Raw genomic sequence first — 18,593 nt, 5'->3', positions numbered from 1 at the left:
GTCCCAGGAGCGACGATCGCCCCGCTTGACGCCTCAGAGTTTGCTTACCTGAGCTACGATTAGCTCATGCAAGCAAAACAGCCCCGGCCGCACGGCAGGACCTTCACGGAGACCGGGCGGCGGGCACAGATCGTGGCCGCGGCGATCGAGACGATCGCCGAGCTCGGCTTCACCCGCGCCTCCTTCGCGCAGATCGCCAAGCGTGCGGGGCTGTCCAGCACCGGGCTGATCTCCTACCACTTCGCGAGCAAGAACGAGCTGGTCCACCAGGCGGTGATCCAGATCTACGGCGAGATCACCGCGTTCATGACCGAGCGGCTGGAGGGCCAGCCGACGGCGTCGGCGGCGCTGCGCGCCTACATCGAGGGGAACATCGAGTTCTCCGGCGCGCATCAGACCCAGATGAAGGCGCTGCTCGACATCTTCATCAACGGCGGCATCGACTACGGCGAGCCCAAGGAGCGCGCCGCCGTGTCACCGCTGGAGCAGATCCTCCGCTGGGGGCAGGAGACCGGCGAGTTCCGCGACTTCGACGTGCGGGTGATGGCGACGAGCCTTCAGCGTTCCGTCGAGGGGCCGAACTTCCTGCTGGCCGGCGACGCCGCCCTCGATCTGCGCGCCTACGCCCGGGAGCTGGTGACGCTCTTCGAACGCGCCACCCGCGCGGATCCATGACCAGGCCGGCTGCATGAGCACCCGGCGTCCATCGACCGGAAAGAGCCCTTCATGACCATCGTGCACCGCCTACTGGCCGCCGCCACCGCCCTGATCACCCTCGGCGTGGCCACCCCCGCGCAGTCGACGGGCCCGCCCGTGCCGACGCCGGCGACCGGCGCGCCGGTCGTCCGCCTGCAGTCCGGACTGGTGCGCGGCACCGACGCCGGAGCGGTCCGGACGTTCCTCGGGGTCCGTTACGCCGAGCCGCCCGTCGGCCGCCTGCGCTGGGCTCCCCCCAAGGCCGCCCGGCCGTGGCACGGCGTGGCCGACGGCACCCGGCCCGGCACCGCGTGCCCCCAGGCACCCACTCCGGGCCTGCCGCCGACCGCCGAGGACTGCCTCTCCGTCAACGTCACCCTGCCGCGCGACACCGGCGGCAAGCGGCTGCCGGTGATGGTCTGGTTCCACGGTGGCGGGTTCACCAGCGGCGCCGCCGGCCTCTACGACGCCCAGCGCCTCGCCACCCAGGGCGACGTGATCGTGGTGACGGCCAACTACCGGCTCGGTGTGCTCGGCTACTTCGGGCACCAGGGGCTGGCGGGCTCGGGGACGTACGGGCTGGCGGACCAGATCGCCGCGCTGCGCTGGACGCGGCGCAACGCCGCCGCCCTCGGCGGCGACCCGCGCAACGTCACCGTCTTCGGCCAGTCGGCCGGTGGCATGAGCACCTGCGCGCTGCTGACCAGTCCCGCCTCGGCCGGCCTGTTCGACAAGGCGATCGTGTCCTCCGGCTCGTGCCTGCTCGACTGGCCGGACGGAGGGCTCTTCCCCAGCTCCCCCGCCCACGCGCCGTACTCCTCCCTGGCGACGACGCGGAAGGACGGGGCCGCGCTCGCCGCGCGCCTGCGCTGCGGCAAGGGCTCGGCCGAGCGGACGCTCGACTGCCTGCGCGACCTGCCGGTGGCCGAGCTCCTGCCGCACACGGGCGCCTTCAGCGACCATCTCACGTACGGCACTCCGCTGCTGCCCGCGGACCCGGCCCGCGCGCTGCGGGAGGGAAGGTTCCACCGGGTGCCGGTGATCTCCGGTGGCACCCGTGACGAGATGCGCGCCTTCATCGGCGGCGCGGCCATGGCCGGTCAGAAGTTCACCGCCGAGCGCTACCCCGAGCTGCTCCGCAAGTCGTTCGGGGCGAAGGCCGACGCGGTGCGGGCCCGCTATCCGCTGTCCGCGTACGACTCACCGGCGATGGCATGGGCGGCGGTCATCACGGACCGATCCTGGGCCTGCCCCACCCTGACGGCCGACCGGCTGCTGGCCCGCCACACCGACGTGTACGCCTACGAGTTCGGCGATCGTGACGCGCCGAACATCAACGGCATCGACGTCCCCGGGCTGCCCCCGGGCGCTGCCCACGCCAGCGACCTGCCGTCCGTGTTCGACCTGGGCGGCGCGAACCTCCTGGCGACCCCGCCGCAGCAGCGGCTGGGCGCGCGGATGGTCGACTACTGGACCACCTTCGCCCGCACCGGGGACCCGAACAGCCCGGATTCGCCGCGCTGGCCCCGGTTCACCCGGCAGGGGCCCGTCCTCGGCCTGGTGCCGGACGCCGTGCGGCCGGTCGACTACGCCGCCGACCACCAGTGCTCCTTCTGGAACACGCTCGGCTGAAACCCCGGCACGGGGGAGCCGATCCTTCTGATCCTCCCCCATGCCCTCTCAATCGCCCGGGTCGGCACCGTCCTCGCGTAGCTCGCTCAGCCGTGCCTGGGCGAACGAGCGGATCTCCTCTTCCTCGACCCTTGCCGCGTGCTCCAGGAGGCTCGTGTCCTGCTCGTCGGACAGGCTCGCGGCGGCCGCCGCGGCGAACAGCCGGGTCACCGGGTCGCCCGCTTCCAGCCGGATGACGATGCCGGGCAGGTCGGGCTCCTCGCCGTCCTCGAGGATCAGCCACTCGGCCAGCTCCTTCATCTGACCGGGGGGCAGGCATGACACCCCTGCCTGGAGCTGCTCGATCGAGGCCTCGGTCAGGAACTCGAGGACCTTCCAGCGGACGGCGCTCTCCGGGTCCCGGCTCAGATTCATGACCTGGGCGATGATGGGCCCGTGCCGCTCGTCGGCGTTCTCCAGCACCACCGCCGTCGCGTTGTACCGGACGGCGCGGAGCGGGCTGGCGAGCAGGGCCGGGACCTCGTCCATCATCGGGGCGGCGAGCTCGACCAGCTCCGAGAGCAACCAGGCTCCCGTCCCGACGAGCACCTCGTTGTCGCTGTGGAGGAGCTTGCCGAGATTCTCGACGGGATACCCCGCGTACAGCTCGCTCAGGAGGTCGTTGGCCGCCGGGCCCACGATGTCGTCGTCAGCCGGATGCGTGCGGATGCGCTCGATCAGATCGTCACCTGCTTGCGTCTGCATCGGCTGTCACCACCTCCTGTTCTTCTTCTGCTGTTCCCACTCTTCCGCGGTGGGATAGCGGTCGGCGCGCGCCTGGCTGCCGCTGTTGTACGTGCCGCCGCCGCTGGACGGCATGTCCGGCTGTTCGTACTGCTGCCGCCGCATGCTGTCCTCGAGCTCTCTGAGCGCTTTCTCTTCCGGGCGGGCGGAGCCGACGCGGCGGTCCGTGCCACGAAAGGACGGACTGCTCGAAGCGGCCGCCGACGGCCAGGGCGGGTTGACCCGGCTGCACATCGACCCGCGAGCGCTGCGACTCGGCCGGTCGGCGCTCGGCCATGAGGTGGCGGCGGTGCTCAGGGCGGCGCAGGAGGACGCGGCGGGCAAGGCGCAGGAGATCGCGGACGCGGCCGAGAGCGCCGCGGCCTTGCCCGAACCGCTCGACGAGACCTTCGTCCGCCATCGGGTCGAGCAGGTGGCCCGCGATCTTCTTTCCTAGGCTCGGAGGCAAGCGTGCACGGCCAGCAGTTCGACCCCGCCGCCATCTCGGATCAGGGCATCGACGAGGTGGCCCGGCAAGGTGAGCGGGTGCTGGCCTGGCTCGAGACGGCGCAGGATGACCTCGACCAGATCGTCGGAGCGGGCGAGACCGCACCGGACCAGGTAAAGGCGACCGTGGACGTGAACGGCCGCGTCCTCGACATCGTCTATGGCCCACGCTCGACGCGCATGGACAGCCGCGAGCTGGCCGAGGAGACGCTCGCGGCGGTGCACGTGGCGTGCGAGGACGCCCAGCGCCAGGCCCACGACCTCATGCGCGAGGCCCTGCCGGGCTACGACCCCGTGGAGGCGAACGAGCAGTTCCAGCGCCTGCTGACCGACTGGAACTGATCCGCGCATCGACAGGCTGATGCCGGCGATGCGCCGGCCATCGGCGACCGGCCGGTTCCACGTCGTCCGGCCTCGATCTTGCTCAGCGTTTCCGGCGAGATCCGGCCGCGTGCGCGCCTTCCGCCTGGTCGCGGACCCTCCCCCCAGGACAGGAATGGTATTACTATACCGGCGCGTGTTAGAGTTCCGGTATAACTATACCAACACCTGTGATGCGAGGCATTCGTGATCGAACTGAAGACGCCTGCGGAGATCAAGCGCATGCACGTGGCCGGGCGTTTCGTCGCCGAGGTGCTGTCCGAGATCGGCCGGCTCGCCGACGTGGGCGTCAACCTCCTGGACCTGGAGCGCCATGTGCGCGGCATGATCGAACGGCGCGGGGCGGAGTCGTGCTACTGGGACTACTCGCCGTCCTTCGGACGCGGCCCGTTCCGCAACGTCATCTGCCTGTCGGTGAACGACGCCGTCCTGCACGGCCTGCCCCACGACTACACGCTGCGTGACGGCGACGTACTCAGCGCGGACCTCGCGGTCAGCGTCGACGGCTGGGTGGCCGACTCGGCGCGCACGGTCGTCGTCGGGACCGCCGCCGAGGAGGACCTGCGGCTCATCCGTGCCACCGAGGAAGCGTTGGAGGCGGCGATCGAGGCAGCGCGTCCGGGCAATCGCCTGGGTGACATCTCGGCGGCCATCGGAGGGGTGGCCCACGACTACGGCTATCCGGTCAACACCGAGTTCGGCGGCCACGGCATCGGCCGCACCATGCACGAGTCGCCCCACGTCTCGAACAAGGGCCGGGCGGGGCGCGGTCTCACACTCCGGCCGGGCCTGACCCTCGCGCTCGAACCCTGGTTCGCCCGCACGACCGACCGGATCGTCTACGACGCCGACGGCTGGACCATCCGGTCGGCCGACGGCTCACGCACGGCCCACTCCGAGCACACGATCGCCATCACCGAGGACGCCCCCTTGGTGCTCACCCGGCGTGAGCCGGAGACCCCCGTGACGAGGGGTGATCACGCCGGTCGCCTGTCCGCGCAGGGCGCCTAGCACCCCTAGCACCCCTAGCACGCCTAGCACGCCTAGCACGCCGACGGCGGCTGCCCGGTCCGTCGCGGATCACAGGCGCCGACCCTGCTCAGCGGCGTGCTCACGCCGGGTCCGGCAGGTGCATCGACGCGAGCCTGGCCGGGTCAGCGACGATCGCGATGGCGGTGATCCGGCCGCCGGCGACCGTGAAGGAGATGATGGAGAGCGGGGTTCCGTCCTCGCGCCAGGAGACGTACCCGGGAAGGCCGTTGACGAGCACCGCCTGATGGCGTGCGACAGCGCCGGAGACCATCCGCGCACCGGTGGCGACCGCGGTGGCGCCGAGGGTGACGACCACCCCGCCCGGAGTGTCGACCGTCAGCCTCACGTCCGGGTCGAGCACGCGCAGCAGCGCCTCGAAATCGCCGCCCGCCGTGGCCGCGCGGAAGGCTTTGATGACCTGTCGTTGCTCTCGTCGCAGGATCGTCGGCCGCTCGGTTGCCCGCACCTTCCGGCGAGCGCGGCTGGCGATCATCTTGGTGGCGTCGGCGGACTTGCCGAGGATCTGGCCGATCTCGGCGAACGGCACCGCGAACAGGTCGTGCAGCACGAACGTGAGCCGCTCGCTGGGCCCGAGCACGTCCAGGACGACGAGCAGCGCGAGCCCCACCGAGTCGGCGAGCGACACGGTCTCCTCGGGCTCAGCGCTGTCGTCGACCGTGATCACGAGGTCCGACAACCCGTCCCCGTAGGACTCCTCGGGGCGGGTCTGGCGGGACCGCAGGACATCCAGGCTGATCCGGCCGACCACCGTGGTCAGCCAGCCCGCCAGGTTCGCGATGGTCGTCGCGTCCTGGCGGGCGAGCCGCATCCAGGCCTCCTGGACCACGTCCTCGGCGTCGGCGTGCGATCCGAGCACGCGGTAGGCGACCGCGCTCAGCCGGTCGCGCTGGGCCTCGAACGCGTCGGCCAGCAGGTCCGTCCGGCTGGTGTCAGTCATCCTGTGGCCTTCCTCGGATCTGCTCGTTCATGGGTCACGGCGGACCTGGATCGTCGCATGGTCCACGGTCGGTCAGCCATCGGCACGGTTCCGGCGGCGCTGCTGGCGGAGCGAGATCCGGTTGCCGTCCGGATCCACCGCCTCGATGCGAACGCCGAACGGGTAGTCCTCCGGCTCGGGCTGATCGAAGGTCACACCTCGCCGGCGGAACACCTCGAAGTCCTTTCTCAGGTCGTCCGACTCGAGGATGAGCGGGCCGGCGGCGGCACCCGGCCGCTTCTCGTCCGGCTGTCCCCCGGCCGGCGCCTGCGACCAGAGGATGATCTCGACCGGGCCATCGGGGACGCCCACGGTGAGGAAGCGCCCTTCCGGTCCCGGGTGGTCGATGCGCTTCTCCAGGCCGAGCCCTTCGGTGTAGAACTTCAGCGCCCGATCCTGATCGGTCACGTCGACCGTCACATACATGATGTTCGTCAGCACCCTGGTCTCCAATTTCGTCGCCGGTCCACGACCGTGCGCGTACACGGCCGTCGCTCGTATGACGGGCACGAGCGCCGGAAGGTAACGTCGAGGCGGCCGGACACGGCGTTTTCATTCGGCCGTCCCGGCCGCAGAATGTGATCGTGAGTCCCAGAAGCCGGAAGGTGTCGCCCGTCACGCTCGTGCTCATCCCGGTGGCGATCGGTCTTGTCGGCAACCTCTGGACCAGCACCGTGGCGGTGGACGCGTGGTGGTTCGGCCCGCTCACCGCGCTGCTCGTGGCCGTGCTCGTGGTCTGGTCGATCCGGATCGAGCTGGCGCGCTCGCGCCCGGCCTCCGCCGAGGAGGCGGTCGCGTCGCTGCGCCTCGCGGTGACGCGTCAGTGGGTGGCCGAGTCGAAGGTGCTGTCGCTGGCCAATCCGCGGCCGATGCCCGTGCGCTGGAACCTCACCGCTGAGCCGCGTTTCGTCCCCGGCTCCGACGGCGTGACCGTATCCGGAGAGGTGACCTGGTCGGGGTCGGCTGACCGTATCGACGCGCTGGCGGAGGCTTACCGCGCGTTGCCGGGCGGGCGACTGATCATCCTGGGCGAGGCCGGGGCCGGGAAGACGACGCTCGCCATCCAACTCCTGCTCTGCCTGGCCGAGGACACCGAGGGCCCGGTGCCCGTGCTGGTGTCGGCGGCCGGGTGGGATCCGGCCGTCCATCCGGACTTCGCCGGCTGGTTCGCCGCCCGTCTCGATCAGGGGTACGGCTGGCTGCGCGACTTCGGTCCTGACACCGCCGCGAACCTGTTCACCGACGCCCGCGTCATCCCGGTCCTGGACGGGCTGGACGAGGTCCCCGCCGAGGTCCGCCCGCTGATCCTGACAGGCCTGAACGCCGCCCTCGCGCGGCGGAACCGGCTGATCATCACCTGCCGCCGGCGCGAGTACGGCGAGGCGGTGCGGGCGGGGCAGACCATCAGCGACAGCGCGGTGATAGAGGCCGAGCCGATGCCGGGCCACGCGGCGGCCGGTTATCTCTCGGCCGTGATCGGCCGGACGGTCCCCGAACCGGGCTGGCAGGACGTCATCGCCCACCTTGAAGGCGAGGCGCGCGGCCCGCTCGCGGAGACGGCGGCCAACCCGCTGGGTCTGTGGCTGCTGCGCACCACCTACGCCGACGCCCGGGAATCCCCCGGGGTGCTGCTCGACACAGAGCGGTTCCCCACGGCGTCCGCGCTCCGGGCGCATCTGTTCGACCGGTTGATCCCGACCGCGATCGCCGCCCGCCCGTGGACGTCGCGCCCCGAGACCGACCTGTTCCGCCCGCGCCGACCGTACACCCCCGAGCAGGTCACCCGGTGGCTGGGGAACCTCGCCGTGCTGCTCGACCACACGCCGAACCCGGAGCGGGAGGTCGGCCGGGCGAGCCTCGGCAGCCGCGACCTCGCCTGGTGGCGGCTGGGGGCGGGCGTGCTGATCCACCGGCCGCCAGGGCCTTTCGGTTACCTCGGCATGGTGCTGAGCGGCGTCCTGTGGGCGGTGGCGGTCGGGCAGTTCGCCCTCGGCGTCCCGTGGGGGTGGGCTCTGACGGCGGCGGTGATCGTCCTCACCGAATACCACGAGGGGCCCGCGGGCGATCGCTGGTCGTGGGAGCGCGATCTGCCGGGGTCGGCCGACGTCGGGATCCGCGGCCGGCTCGGCCCGCTGGTCCAGCAGATCAGGTCGAAGGCCGTGCTGCCCGTCGTGCTGTTCGCGGTGTTCGGCGGGGTGCTCGCGGGGCTGCACGTCCTGGCGGTGGCGCTCGGCGCGGGCGACTTCCCGTTCACGCTCGCACTTCTCGTCCTGTACGGCCTGACCTTCACCCTCGGCCTGCTCAACGGCGCCGTGTCGGCGTGGATGGACGGCGACGCGGCGGGCGGGCCGATGGACCAGTGGCGGGCCGACCGGCGGCTCACGTTCACCCGCGCCGCGGCCGGGGCGGTGACGGGCGCGATGATCGGCGGCGGCGTCGCGGCGATCGCCCGGCCGGAGTCGGCCGTCGTGGTCACCGCTCTGACTGCGGCGGCGGGCGCTCTCTCCGCCTTCGTCAGCGGCACCAGGCACGCCTGGCCGGTGTACCTCATCGCGTCCGCGCGGCTCGCTCGCCGCGGCGACCTGCCCCGCCGCCTGATGCGGTTCCTGGACGACGCCCACCGGCTCGGCCTGCTCCGCGTGGTCGGACCGGTCTACCAGTTCCGCCACGCCGAGTTCCAAGATCACCTCTCGGCCCGCCTCCGCCCGGCGCCGCCTCCGCGCGCGGCCCGGCCGCCCACGCCCGTGGTGCGGATGCCCCCACGGGGGGACCCGGCCGACCTGCGGCCCGTCCACGTCCAGACGTTCGAGGGCTTCAAGGAAATCCTGGACGTCGCCTTCCACCCCGGCGGCGAGAGCCTGGCGCTGACCACGACGGGCCGGACCCACGTGGTCGATATCCACGGAAAGATCCAGCGGACCTTCCGCTACGGCGGCCTGGCTTCGCGCTTCGAGCGCTACGCGGCCATCCATGCCCAGGCCGTCCACAGCCCCGATGGCCGCTGGATCGCCGTGGCCGGCGGCACCTTCGACCTGCGCGCCACCGATTGGGGCAACGGGAAGGTCTGGATCCTGGACGCGGCGACCGGCGCCCGCCACCGCGAGTTCGTCCACGACGACTGGGTGAACGCGCTCGCCTTCAGCCCCGACGGCGGCCGGATCGCCAGCGGCAGCCGGGCGGGCAGCACCCGGATCTGGGACGTCGCCGACGGGACGGAGCTCCTGACGATCGCCCACGACAGCTGGGTGAACAGCGTGGCCTTCAGCCCTGACGGCACGCGCGTCGCCACCGGGACCGCCGGCATCTACCTCCCTCAGCGCGATCACCGCGCGGCCGAGGTCTGGGACGCCTCCACCGGCGCCGCGCTGCTCCGGCTGGAGGGCGTCGACAGGAGCCTGAGCTCAGAAGGGGTGAACGACGTCGCCTTCAGCCCCGATGGCACGTGGCTGGCCACCGCGGGCGACCGGGTCACCCGGATCTGGGACGTCGCGACCGGCGTCGCCGTGCACACCATCCCGGAGGGCTCGCAGAGCCTCGCCTTCAGCCCCGACGGCCTCTTGCTCGCCATGGCCGCCCGGGCCCCGGCCTCGGTCCTCTGGAACGCCCGGACCTGGGCCGAAGTCCTGCGGATCCCCCAGCCGGACTTCGCGACGAGGGTCGCCTTCGACGCCGGCGCATCGCTGCTCGCGACATGCTGCCGCAGTGGCGCGGTCCAGCTCTGGCGGCTCCGGCCCGACGCCTAGGACTCCGCACGATCTTCGCCGAACGAGCTCGGACCTGCTCCCGACCAGCAGTCGAAGATCAAGTGCCATCGAGTGGATGCCATGACTCCGAGAAGTCATTGCCCGATCGTCAGTCTGGGTCTCACGATCTCGTCCGGTGGCGGCCACGAACCGGGTCCGGGAACCGCGCTCAAGAACGCCCGAGAACCCGACCATGCTGCCGCGTAGTTACAAGCCCTGATGTATCTACTGAACCGGGGCACATTCATAAATCCAGTCCGGCATGCTTTGCTTGTGACGTGGAGAACCTCATCAAGGAGGTCTCATGCCCTCCGTATTCACGAAGATATCGGAAGGCGTTTCATGAGGAAATTACTCTCCGTCGTAACGTTGTCCGCCACAGTCATGCTGATCGCCGCGCCGGTTCCTGCCGGGTCCGCGACGGGCTCACGCACGTCGCCGTCCGCGTGCGACCACATCGGTGACAAGGACGCCGCTATCCGCGATTTCGTGGAAGGCATCAAGAAGGACTGGAAACTCGACGTCAACGCCCGCAACTACGAGATTCAGGCGCACGGCGCCGAATGCGCCATCCAGCCCAAAGGCGCTCGCCCTATCACCAGTGGAACCGAGGCGCGATCCGGTGGTTCAACCACGAGCATGACCACGGTCGAGACAATGCCCACTTCGGCAACGCCCGCGGACGGCGGCGCGACGATTCAGCAAGATGTGGACTGGCAAGAACCCAGTTGCTACGAGTGGGAGGACGCGGAACATATCGGCTGGATGCGGGCTTGCGGGCAGTGGGGCCGCATGGACTACGAGGCGGCGACGCGCAAGAACTACGCCTTCCGCATGTATGCGTCATGCCATGCACTGGCGGGTCACCCCTTCGATCAGGTCAACGGGTGTTACGTGGCCGCGGAGCCCTTCGCGAACGACCGGAACATCGTTTGGAATGACTGGGATCCCAAGGCGACCCTGCAATTCAACCCCTGTGGATCTTTGCCCATCGGTCTCACTGTAGGCCCATTCTCGACGTCCTTTACGATCACCAGCTGCGACAAGATCGTTCCGTCGGATAGCCCCAGGCCGGGGGTTCCTGACTTGCGAGCAACCTGGATCGGCAAGTCGTACTACGAAGAGGACGTTCGACAGACAGCGGCCCTTGTCGCCTTCGGTGTTCCCAAGAGCTACCAGTCGTCACCGAGTATCCTCTTCCAACGAGGATTCACTCATGAGGAATGCGTCTGGCCGCCGACGCCATCTCCCACCTTTCCCTGGTGCGCCATTTGATCGACGCCTTCCGCAGGGAAGATGGCAACAACAGAGACTTCCTCATCGATGAAATCGGTGTCCGAAACTCGTTTCTTTGCCAGGATGAAGGGCGAGGTCGCGCTGGATCACTCGCGTCCGGCGAGGTCGCGCTGGATCACTCGCGTCCGGCGAGGTCGCGCTGAACTGGGCGGGCCACGAAGTCACTGCCCACCCTCATCGCCTGACCTTTGCCACCCGACAGGAGACGCGCCGCCCTCCGGCAAGGCCGGACAGGTGCGGAACCTGATCACATGAGCCTGCGACTCCTCGAAGAGGCCGCTACCCAAGTGGAAAGAAGCCCAATGTCCGCTCTCACACCCCATATGTCATGAAATTTACCTATTGTCATGTATATGCCCATTAGGTAGATAATGCACCATGGCAGAACGCGAGCGACGTACCGGCGACCCCGAACTCGACCGGCTCATGACGGAGTTCCGAGCGAACTCCAAGGAGTTCTCCGACGTCATGGCCGAAATGGGGGACGTCGTCGGCCAGGCGGCCAGTACGGATGACAAGGTCAGGGTGCGGGTGTCGGCCTCGGGGCAGTTGATGGGGCTGCACATCGATCCCCGCGCGATGCGGCTGGGCTCGCAAGAACTGGCGGAGACGATCACGGAGCTGTCGCGGCGGGCGACCGAGGACGCGGCCCGCCGGGTCATGGAGCTGACCCGGCCATATCTGGAGACGAACGGCCGGTAGGGGCACCCCATCAGAAGATCCGGGGTATGAGGCTGCGGGTGCCGTGGATGACGAACTTCTGGTACATCTCCTCCTCGGTCAGCCCGTGCTCGGTGCCGGGGAGCGGGTTGTCGCCGTGCTGCGCGTCCAGGGCCACCGAGTACATGGTCGAGGCGGTCATCCGGGGGATGAAGCCGCCGGTGTTCAGCGTCGTGCCGTTCGGCAGCTTGACGTGGGTGGCGACCGTGCGCAGGCCCGGCACCTTGGACATGAGCGCCACACCGGCGTCGGCCACCCCGTCGAAGACCACGTTGGCCACGAAGTGCTCGCGGAACACCGTCAGGTTGTGGCTCACCGAGCGCACGTCGTTGCCGGACAGGTCGGTCTTGATGCCGCCCGCGAGGTTCAGCCCGAGAGGCAGCAGCACCTCGCCGCTGGCGTACGCGGCGCCGTCGGCGACGTAATAGGCGAACAGGGGCAGCAACATCGCGACGTAGCGGCGCGCGGTGAACCTGAGCAGCAGCGCCTGCCGCTTCATGATCGCCTGCAGCAGCTTCCAGGTGAGCACCTGGTACCCGATGGTGTACATCATGTCCACCGTCATGATCCAGCACAGCACTCGCAGCGCGTGGTTGACCTTCTCGATGACGTCGGCGTAGGCGCGACAGGCATTGGCCGCCCTGCGGTGCTTGAGCGAGACCGCGAGGACGGCCGGGCCGTACCGCTCGGTCCAGAACTTCTCGAACTCGTCGACCGCCGGACCGGAGCTTTTCGTCCAGACGGCCTTGGCGGCCGTGTTCGCCTCGCGGAAGTGGGTGTCGATGGCGTCGGCGATGTCGTCCAGGACGTCGGCCGCCTCGCGGATCTTGTCCGGGTCGCCTTCCAGGTACGAGATGCCGAACAGAAACTCGGGCGCCAGGATCCCGGCCGCGCCGGCACCGGCCATACCGCCCAGGGCGACCTTGGTCGCGACCCCGATGGGCATGTCCGCCTCCTCAGGCCCGCTCGACGGGAGTGGTCGGCACGCCGATGTCGTCGTTCTCGCGCTCGGCGAACGTGAGGAGATCCTGCACGAAGGCGTCCTTGTCGATCATGCTGGCCAGGTCGGCCGCCTTGATGTTCTTGCTCATCGCCACCACGGCGGCGCCGATGACCTGGTACGCCTCGCTCAGGTCGGTCAGGGCCTTGCTCAGGTCCTCGTAGGCGTGGTCGAAGCCGGGGTGGCCGTCCTCGCCCAGGCGGAAGATGCGCGCCGCCTCGTCGCTGGACGGGTTGCCGAAGTAGGGGATGAACCGCTCCAGCTGCGTGCCGAGCCGGTCCTCGCTTCGCCGGAACTCCCCTCCCTCGGTGTGGATCGCCCGGCCGGCTGCCTCCATGCTCGTATGGTCGAGCTCCAAGATGATCACCTCCACGGACTCCGCTGCGTGTCCAGTCTCTGTCCCGCCGATTACCGGAGGATGATCACTTTGTTGCAAGTGTGCGCTCTCGTGGCAGCCCTGATCGCCTGACACATCTCCGGGGGTTGCCACGATGCCGTACGCCAGGGAACGGACTTGACCCCATCCAGCATCTGACGCCACACCGGGGGCCCTGGCCCGCGAGGAGGATCGATCGACCCACGTCACAGCGCGATCGGCCGGTAAGCCAAAATCGCATCGACGATCTCCTCGGCGGATGCCGACTCCAGTTCAGGCGGCGGCCAGAAGATGAGATCGCTCACTGCCGGATGCGATGTGTTGGTCTTCAATACCAGCAGGTACCAGTCCTGGTCCGGAGGCAGGCACGTCTGGATCCTACGGACGATCTCGACAAGCTCATCGCGCGTGAGGTCCGGAACCCGCGGATAACTGGGCCGCGCCGCCCGCAGGGCGGCTTCCTCACGGGACTCGGCCACCCGATGATTTCGGAACTCCGAATAACCGTGGCCCGTCGTCTCCTTGAACATGGCCACCGCCTCATGGGCGACGTCGCCGCTCGGCTCCGCGATCCTGTCGATCTCACAGCCCAGTTCCTCAATGCGCTGGGGATTGACCTGCGGGGGCAGCAGTTCAGGACGCAACTCCATCCGCGCATTCTGCACGTCGCACGGAAACGCGGCATCTCGGGCAGAGATCCACCAGCAGCGTCCTATGCGCGGGACAAACCGCAGCCCAGCCCAGCCCAGTTTCCACCAGACCGACCACACTCCCCCGAAGCCGCTGGCACTTCGGACATGCCCGGCTGCCGAAGAACTGCGCCTAACGCCTCGACTGTCGTCCACGACGGGCATCCGTTCCACAGGGTCACCCGATCCACCCACGACGCGAACGACCCGCCGTACGCCGGTGCCACCACCAATGCCAGTTGCCGGGGCCAGACCACCATCTCCTGAGCCGAACCTCCTGCCATACACGCCCCTAAGCTGGCCCTGCGCACCCTCCCGCAGCGCCTGTCACCGCACCCATCGCCTGGATCCTCGCCGCGCGGACCGGGCCGCTCAACCCCGACGTCCGTGCCACGATCTCCGCGCTGAGCCTGACCGGCGGCCACCTGCTCACGCTCGCGCCCCTGGCCGGCGAGGCGGTCGCGGCGATGGCCGGCGACCTGCCGGCGGCCACGCCCGACCTTGCCATGCTGCGGATGGCGCAACAGGCCGGGGGCCGTCCGCTGCTGCTCACCGAGCTGATCAACGGCGTGCTCGATGAAGGCGGGGTCACCGTCACCGACGGCGTCGCCCGGCTGAGCAGGCAGCGCCTGCCGCTACGCTTCCACGCCTCCGTCCAGCACCGCCTGGAGCAGGTCTCACCGCAGGCCAAGCAGATCGCGCAGATCGCCTCGGTGCTGGGCAGGACCGTCTCCCTCGACCAGCTCGCCGAGCTCATCGGCCCGGGATCAGTTCCCGCGTAGAGCTCACCCGGCTCGTGCTCGAACAGGACCCCGCCGCCGGGCGCTGATCCCGGCCTGCCCGCCGTACCGAGCTGAGGTGGCGCCGGTCGGTATAGCACCTGCCCCAGCGGTCGCCGGGCTCCAGCGAGGCGGTCGCCGCGTGGCCGATGGCGGCCCAGCGCTCGGCAGCGTGGCGGCCGGAGGAGGTGTCACAGCAGCCGACGTGGCCGCAGGTCAGGCGTTCGCGCAGTTCCACCCATCGGCCGCCCATCGCCCGCAGGACTCGTAGCCGTCGGTGTGGTTCGGCGGAATGGGTGGAAGCGTCCTGGCCACATGGCGGCATTTGAGGTTCATACCGACGACTGTCTCCTGCCGCTTCGCCGTACACATCGCACGAAAGCGTGAGCTCGGGTGTCACCGGCGGAACCACCCACTGCTCTGTCCGGTGCAAGCCGCTGACCTGGCCGAACGCCGTCGCGCCTTTCATGACAGATCGTTGCCGACATCCCTTGGACCGGAAGCTTGGCCTGGCGTAGGCCGTGGGAGTATCAGAGTCGTGCAATGGGGACAAAAGGAGGACCGTGGACCAAAGCAGGCGGGGCGCCGGGCACGGTAAGAACGTTGGTCTGCTCGGGCGGGGGTCGGAGTGTGCTCTCCTCAATCAGATGATCGCGGCCGTCCGCAGGGGGGAGAGCCGCGTGCTCGTGATGCACGGCGCGCCGGGAGTCGGAAAGTCGGCGCTCCTGGAGTACGCGGAAAACTCGGCGGCCGGCATGCGGGTGCTGCGTGCGGCCGGTGTCGAGTCCGAGATGGAATTGGCTTTCGCCACATTGCATCAGTTATGCGCGCCGCTGCTGGATCGGCTGAGGAACCTTCCCGCGCCACAGCGCGATGCGCTCGAGACGGTGTTCGGGACGCGAGCGGGAGCCCCGCCGGAACGGTTCCTGGTCGGGCTGGCGGTGCTGAGTCTGCTGTCGGATGCCTCGGAGGGGCATCCGCTGCTGTGTGTGGTGGACGACGCACAGTGGATGGACCGGTCCTCGGCGCAGGTCCTCGGCTTCGTCGCCCGGCGACTGCTGGCGGAGTCGGTCGCCCTCGTCTTCAGCTCTCGCCAGCGGGCTCAGGACTTGCTCGGACTGCCGGAGCTGGAGGTCACCGGGCTGAAGGCCGCCGACGCCCACGCCCTGCTGGACTCGGTGACGCACACCCGGCTCGATCAACACATCCGCAATCGGTTCGTGGCCGAGACCAGAGGCAACCCGCTTGCCTTGCTGGAGCTACCGCGTGAGCTGACCGTGACCCAGCAGGCGGGCGGATTCGGCCTGCTGCGCGCAGACACGCTGCCGAGCCGGATCGAGCAAAGTTTCCTGGCCCGGATCGAAGACCTGCCCGAGCAGACCCGCCTGCTGCTGCTGCTCGCCGCCGCCGAGCCTACCGGCGACCCCGCCCTGGTACGGCGTGCCGCCGAACGGCTCGGGGTCACCCCGGAGACGGCCCAGGGGAACGGGACGGACGGGCTGCTGGTGTTCGGCGCACGGGTGATCTTCCGTCACCCGCTCGTGCGGTCGGCCGTGTACGGGTCGGCGAAGGACGAGGATCGCCGGGCGGTGCATCTGGCGCTGGCGGAGGCCGCCGACGCGACAACCGACCCGGATCGCCGTGCCTGGCACCTGGCGTCCGCGACAGCCGCGCCTGACGAGGCCGTCGCCGCCGAGCTCGAACGGTCCGCCGGCCGGGCGCAGGCGCGCGGTGGGCTGGCCGCCGCGGCGGCGTTCCTGCAGCGATCCGTGGCACTGACCATGGACACCTCGCGGCGCGCCGAACGTGCCTTGACGGCCGCGGACGCCAGCCTACGGGCGGGCGACATCGACGCCGCGCGCCGATTCGTCGACCTCGCCGACCGGGACGCCCAGAGCGAATTCCAACGCGTGCGAGCCCACCTGGTGCGCGGTCACATCGCGTTCTCGGCCGGCTTCAACAACGAGGCGCCACCGATGTTGCTGACGGCCGCGCAGCGACTGGAGCCCTTCGATATGGATCTGGCGCGGGAAACCTATCTCATCGCCTGGGCCAGCGCATCTTATGGGGCCGCGAACCGGGACAGCCTCATGGCGATCTCGCGGGCGATGGGGGAACTTCCCTGTCCCGAAGATGGCCCGCGTGCCCTCGATCTCGTCCTCGAGGGTTACGCGCTGCTCATCACCGACGGCCGGAGAGCCGCGCTGCCCACGTTGCGAAGGGCGATGACCGCGTTCACCGACGCTCCCCTACAGGACATCATGAACTGGAGCTGGGCCGCCGGTGGCTTGACCGCGCTGCTCTGGGATGACCGGATCATGGCCGAGTGGCCGGTCAGGGTGATCGAGGAGGTACGCACGGCCGGCGCCCTGTCCGAGCTTCCCATCTATCTCCACGCGTTGGCCCTGCCGATCGTGCTGAGCGGCGAATTCGCCACCGCGGCCGCGATCGTCGCCCAGTCCGAAGCTGTCGCCGACGCTACGGGTGTGCCCATGACGCAGCACACCAAGCTCCTGCTGACGGCAATGCAGGGTAAGGAGGCCGCGGCCGCGGCGCTGATCGCCGCCACGGTCGAGGAGGCCGGTGCCGGTGGTCAGCTGAATGGCGTCGCCTCCGCCCACTGGGCGGCCTCGGTCCTCTACAACGGCCTCGCACGATATGAGGAGGCGCTGCCGGCGGCCCAGGCCACCGCCCAGAGCGCCAACCTGCTCGTCTCCCAATGGGCGCTGCCCGAACTCGTCGAAGCGGCGACACGCGCCGGAGACGACACGGCGGCCCACGAGGCGCTCGAAGGTCTGGCGGACGCGGCGGAACCCTGCGACACCGACTGGGCCCAGGGAATCCTGGCTCGCTGCCGGGCGCTGCTGAGCGGCGACGCCGCCGCGGACGACCTCTACCGCGAGGCGATCGAGCGGTTGCGCCGGACGCTCCTGCGCCCCGAACTGGCGCGCGCTCACCTGCTGTATGGCGAGTGGCTGCGCCGCAACCGTCAGCGGGCCGAGGCGCGCGACCACCTGCGGACCGCGTACGAGATATTCGTGTCGATCGGGATGGAGGCGTTCGCCGAGCGTGCCCGGCGGGAGCTTCTCGCCACGGGCGAGACCATCCGCCGCGAGCGCAAGAACGCGGCCTCGACGAGTGAGGAGTTGACGCCGCAGGAGCAACAGATCGCCCTGCTGGTGCAGGACGGCCTGTCCAACCCGGAGGTCGCGGCTCGTCTCTTCGTGAGCCCGCGTACCGTCGAGTGGCACCTCCGCAAGATCTTCCTCAAGCTCGGGATCAGCTCCCGAACGCAGCTCCGCCACGCCCTTCCCCGCCGAGCAGCAGAAGGTTAGAGGACGAGCCGGTTGGCCGGCCGTCGACGTCAGGTCGCCCCGATGAGTGCGCGACCAGTTTCATCCTGTCGCTCCCGCTCGCGACGCCCTTCATCGGCGTGGCGGCAGTGGTCGCGGCGATCGCGGCCATCTACGTCCTGCTGGTCACGGTCCCGATCTGGACCGCGGCTATGAGGGCCCGCGCCATCATGGCCCACAAGTCTCCGGTTCTGGGCTGACATAGGGCAGACCAACCCCCCGGACCGAACTGCGGCTCGCGCGGGGACATCCGGCCCGCCAAGAGTGACCGTGCACGCCTGCATGGATGTCACAGATCGCGGCGCTATCCGGTCTTGCTTCGTGGAACTGCTTTCGTGAAGACGCGGGTTGAGGAGCACACCATGCACGCGCCGGAGAACCGGATAGCCACGTCCGTCCTGGTCATCGGCACGGGAGGTGCCGGGCTGCGGGCCGCCATCGAGCTCGCCGAGCATGGCGTCGACGTCCTCGCCGTGGGCAAACGGCCGAAGGCGGATGCGCACACCTCGCTCGCCGCCGGGGGCATCAACGCGGCGCTCGACGTCCCCATCCTCGACAGCGTCTACATCACCCGCCTCCTCGTCCGCGACAACGCGGTCTTCGGCGCGTACGGGTTCGACCTGACCGACG

Annotated in this window: 18 protein-coding genes; 11 read left to right on the top strand and 7 right to left on the bottom strand. The window is 69.7% G+C overall.

Annotation, left to right across the window (positions count from 1 at the left end):
• Positions 1 to 66: 66 nt before the first annotated feature.
• Both ACIBQX_RS41830 and ACIBQX_RS41825 read left to right on the top strand, forming a co-directional pair.
• Positions 67 to 675 carry a TetR/AcrR family transcriptional regulator gene (locus ACIBQX_RS41830; protein WP_397014718.1) on the top strand — a complete coding sequence of 203 codons (609 nt, stop codon included), beginning with the start codon at positions 67 to 69 and terminating at the stop codon, positions 673 to 675.
• A 51-nt stretch (positions 676 to 726) separates the two neighbouring features.
• Entirely contained in the window at positions 727 to 2,328 is a 1,602-nt protein-coding gene (locus ACIBQX_RS41825; protein ID WP_397014716.1) for a carboxylesterase/lipase family protein, read from the top strand.
• Between the two features lie 48 nt (positions 2,329 to 2,376).
• Here the strand turns inward: ACIBQX_RS41825 and ACIBQX_RS41820 are convergent, their stop codons facing one another.
• Both ACIBQX_RS41820 and ACIBQX_RS41815 read right to left on the bottom strand, forming a co-directional pair.
• Positions 2,377 to 3,072 (bottom strand): hypothetical protein, encoded by a 696-nt coding sequence (locus ACIBQX_RS41820; protein WP_397014714.1) that lies wholly within the window; start codon positions 3,070 to 3,072, stop codon positions 2,377 to 2,379.
• Between the two features lie 6 nt (positions 3,073 to 3,078).
• Positions 3,079 to 3,216 (bottom strand): hypothetical protein, encoded by a 138-nt coding sequence (locus ACIBQX_RS41815; RefSeq protein WP_397014712.1) that lies wholly within the window; start codon positions 3,214 to 3,216, stop codon positions 3,079 to 3,081.
• Positions 3,217 to 3,277: 61 nt separating this feature from the next.
• Between ACIBQX_RS41815 and ACIBQX_RS41810 the strand changes: the two genes are divergently transcribed.
• From ACIBQX_RS41810 to map, 3 genes are all read left to right on the top strand, one after another.
• Complete coding sequence (locus ACIBQX_RS41810) at positions 3,278 to 3,547, top strand: hypothetical protein (protein ID WP_397014711.1); 270 nt, start codon at positions 3,278 to 3,280, stop codon at positions 3,545 to 3,547.
• Positions 3,548 to 3,561: 14 nt separating this feature from the next.
• Positions 3,562 to 3,939: a YbaB/EbfC family nucleoid-associated protein gene (locus ACIBQX_RS41805; RefSeq protein ID WP_397014710.1), complete on the top strand. Its 378-nt coding sequence runs from the start codon at positions 3,562 to 3,564 to the stop codon at positions 3,937 to 3,939.
• Positions 3,940 to 4,164: 225 nt separating this feature from the next.
• Complete coding sequence (gene map / locus ACIBQX_RS41800) at positions 4,165 to 4,989, top strand: type I methionyl aminopeptidase (protein WP_397014708.1); 825 nt, start codon at positions 4,165 to 4,167, stop codon at positions 4,987 to 4,989.
• A 100-nt stretch (positions 4,990 to 5,089) separates the two neighbouring features.
• On the opposite strand, the gene ACIBQX_RS41795 is transcribed toward map, so the two are convergent.
• Together ACIBQX_RS41795 and ACIBQX_RS41790 are read right to left on the bottom strand one after the other, a co-directional pair.
• Positions 5,090 to 5,968: a sigma-70 family RNA polymerase sigma factor gene (locus tag ACIBQX_RS41795; RefSeq protein ID WP_397014706.1), complete on the bottom strand. Its 879-nt coding sequence runs from the start codon at positions 5,966 to 5,968 to the stop codon at positions 5,090 to 5,092.
• A gap of 72 nt (positions 5,969 to 6,040) precedes the next feature.
• Entirely contained in the window at positions 6,041 to 6,448 is a 408-nt protein-coding gene (locus ACIBQX_RS41790) for a VOC family protein (RefSeq protein WP_397014704.1), read from the bottom strand.
• A 143-nt stretch (positions 6,449 to 6,591) separates the two neighbouring features.
• Between ACIBQX_RS41790 and ACIBQX_RS41785 the strand changes: the two genes are divergently transcribed.
• From ACIBQX_RS41785 to ACIBQX_RS41775, 3 genes are all read left to right on the top strand, one after another.
• On the top strand, positions 6,592 to 9,750 hold the full coding sequence (locus tag ACIBQX_RS41785; RefSeq protein WP_397014702.1) for a hypothetical protein: 3,159 nt from the start codon (positions 6,592 to 6,594) through the stop codon (positions 9,748 to 9,750).
• 342 nt (positions 9,751 to 10,092) lie between these two features.
• Positions 10,093 to 11,025 carry a hypothetical protein gene (locus ACIBQX_RS41780; protein WP_397014700.1) on the top strand — a complete coding sequence of 311 codons (933 nt, stop codon included), beginning with the start codon at positions 10,093 to 10,095 and terminating at the stop codon, positions 11,023 to 11,025.
• Between the two features lie 399 nt (positions 11,026 to 11,424).
• Positions 11,425 to 11,748, top strand: a complete 324-nt coding sequence (locus tag ACIBQX_RS41775; RefSeq protein ID WP_397014698.1) for a YbaB/EbfC family nucleoid-associated protein — start codon at positions 11,425 to 11,427, stop codon at positions 11,746 to 11,748.
• 10 nt (positions 11,749 to 11,758) lie between these two features.
• Here the strand turns inward: ACIBQX_RS41775 and ACIBQX_RS41770 are convergent, their stop codons facing one another.
• The 3 genes from ACIBQX_RS41770 to ACIBQX_RS41760 form a co-directional block, all read right to left on the bottom strand.
• Entirely contained in the window at positions 11,759 to 12,712 is a 954-nt protein-coding gene (locus ACIBQX_RS41770) for a hypothetical protein (RefSeq protein ID WP_397014696.1), read from the bottom strand.
• A 10-nt stretch (positions 12,713 to 12,722) separates the two neighbouring features.
• Complete coding sequence (locus tag ACIBQX_RS41765) at positions 12,723 to 13,124, bottom strand: hypothetical protein (protein ID WP_397014694.1); 402 nt, start codon at positions 13,122 to 13,124, stop codon at positions 12,723 to 12,725.
• A gap of 224 nt (positions 13,125 to 13,348) precedes the next feature.
• Positions 13,349 to 13,792, bottom strand: coding sequence for a hypothetical protein (locus tag ACIBQX_RS41760; protein WP_397014692.1), 444 nt, complete (start codon positions 13,790 to 13,792; stop codon positions 13,349 to 13,351).
• Between the two features lie 506 nt (positions 13,793 to 14,298).
• On the opposite strand from ACIBQX_RS41760, the gene ACIBQX_RS41755 reads away from it, so the two are divergent.
• From ACIBQX_RS41755 to ACIBQX_RS41745, 3 genes are all read left to right on the top strand, one after another.
• Complete coding sequence (locus ACIBQX_RS41755) at positions 14,299 to 14,613, top strand: hypothetical protein (protein ID WP_397014690.1); 315 nt, start codon at positions 14,299 to 14,301, stop codon at positions 14,611 to 14,613.
• 644 nt (positions 14,614 to 15,257) lie between these two features.
• Entirely contained in the window at positions 15,258 to 17,945 is a 2,688-nt protein-coding gene (locus ACIBQX_RS41750) for an AAA family ATPase (RefSeq protein WP_397014688.1), read from the top strand.
• 353 nt (positions 17,946 to 18,298) lie between these two features.
• On the top strand, positions 18,299 to 18,593 hold a 295-nt coding region (locus ACIBQX_RS41745; RefSeq protein WP_397014686.1), incomplete at its 3' end, for an FAD-binding protein.

This window comes from Nonomuraea sp. NPDC049714, from assembly GCF_044465295.1.
Lineage (GTDB): Bacteria > Actinomycetota > Actinomycetes > Streptosporangiales > Streptosporangiaceae > Nonomuraea.
Note: the sequence above shows the minus strand (reverse complement) of the source record. Positions and strands in the feature narration are given on the sequence as shown.

What these genes read in the sequence shown, in the direction of transcription:
- ACIBQX_RS41830 (WP_397014718.1), top strand. Translation starts at nt 67, where the DNA reads ATGCAAGCAAAACAGCCCCGGCCGCACGGCAGGACCTTCACGGAGACC.
- ACIBQX_RS41825 (WP_397014716.1), top strand. Translation starts at nt 727, where the DNA reads ATGACCATCGTGCACCGCCTACTGGCCGCCGCCACCGCCCTGATCACC.
- ACIBQX_RS41820 (WP_397014714.1), bottom strand. Translation starts at nt 3,072, where the DNA reads ATGCAGACGCAAGCAGGTGACGATCTGATCGAGCGCATCCGCACGCAT.
- ACIBQX_RS41815 (WP_397014712.1), bottom strand. Translation starts at nt 3,216, where the DNA reads ATGCGGCGGCAGCAGTACGAACAGCCGGACATGCCGTCCAGCGGCGGC.
- ACIBQX_RS41795 (WP_397014706.1), bottom strand. Translation starts at nt 5,968, where the DNA reads ATGACTGACACCAGCCGGACGGACCTGCTGGCCGACGCGTTCGAGGCC.
- ACIBQX_RS41780 (WP_397014700.1), top strand. Translation starts at nt 10,093, where the DNA reads ATGAGGAAATTACTCTCCGTCGTAACGTTGTCCGCCACAGTCATGCTG.
- ACIBQX_RS41775 (WP_397014698.1), top strand. Translation starts at nt 11,425, where the DNA reads ATGGCAGAACGCGAGCGACGTACCGGCGACCCCGAACTCGACCGGCTC.
- ACIBQX_RS41770 (WP_397014696.1), bottom strand. Translation starts at nt 12,712, where the DNA reads ATGCCCATCGGGGTCGCGACCAAGGTCGCCCTGGGCGGTATGGCCGGT.
- ACIBQX_RS41760 (WP_397014692.1), bottom strand. Translation starts at nt 13,792, where the DNA reads ATGGAGTTGCGTCCTGAACTGCTGCCCCCGCAGGTCAATCCCCAGCGC.
- ACIBQX_RS41755 (WP_397014690.1), top strand. Translation starts at nt 14,299, where the DNA reads ATGGCCGGCGACCTGCCGGCGGCCACGCCCGACCTTGCCATGCTGCGG.
- ACIBQX_RS41750 (WP_397014688.1), top strand. Translation starts at nt 15,258, where the DNA reads ATGATCGCGGCCGTCCGCAGGGGGGAGAGCCGCGTGCTCGTGATGCAC.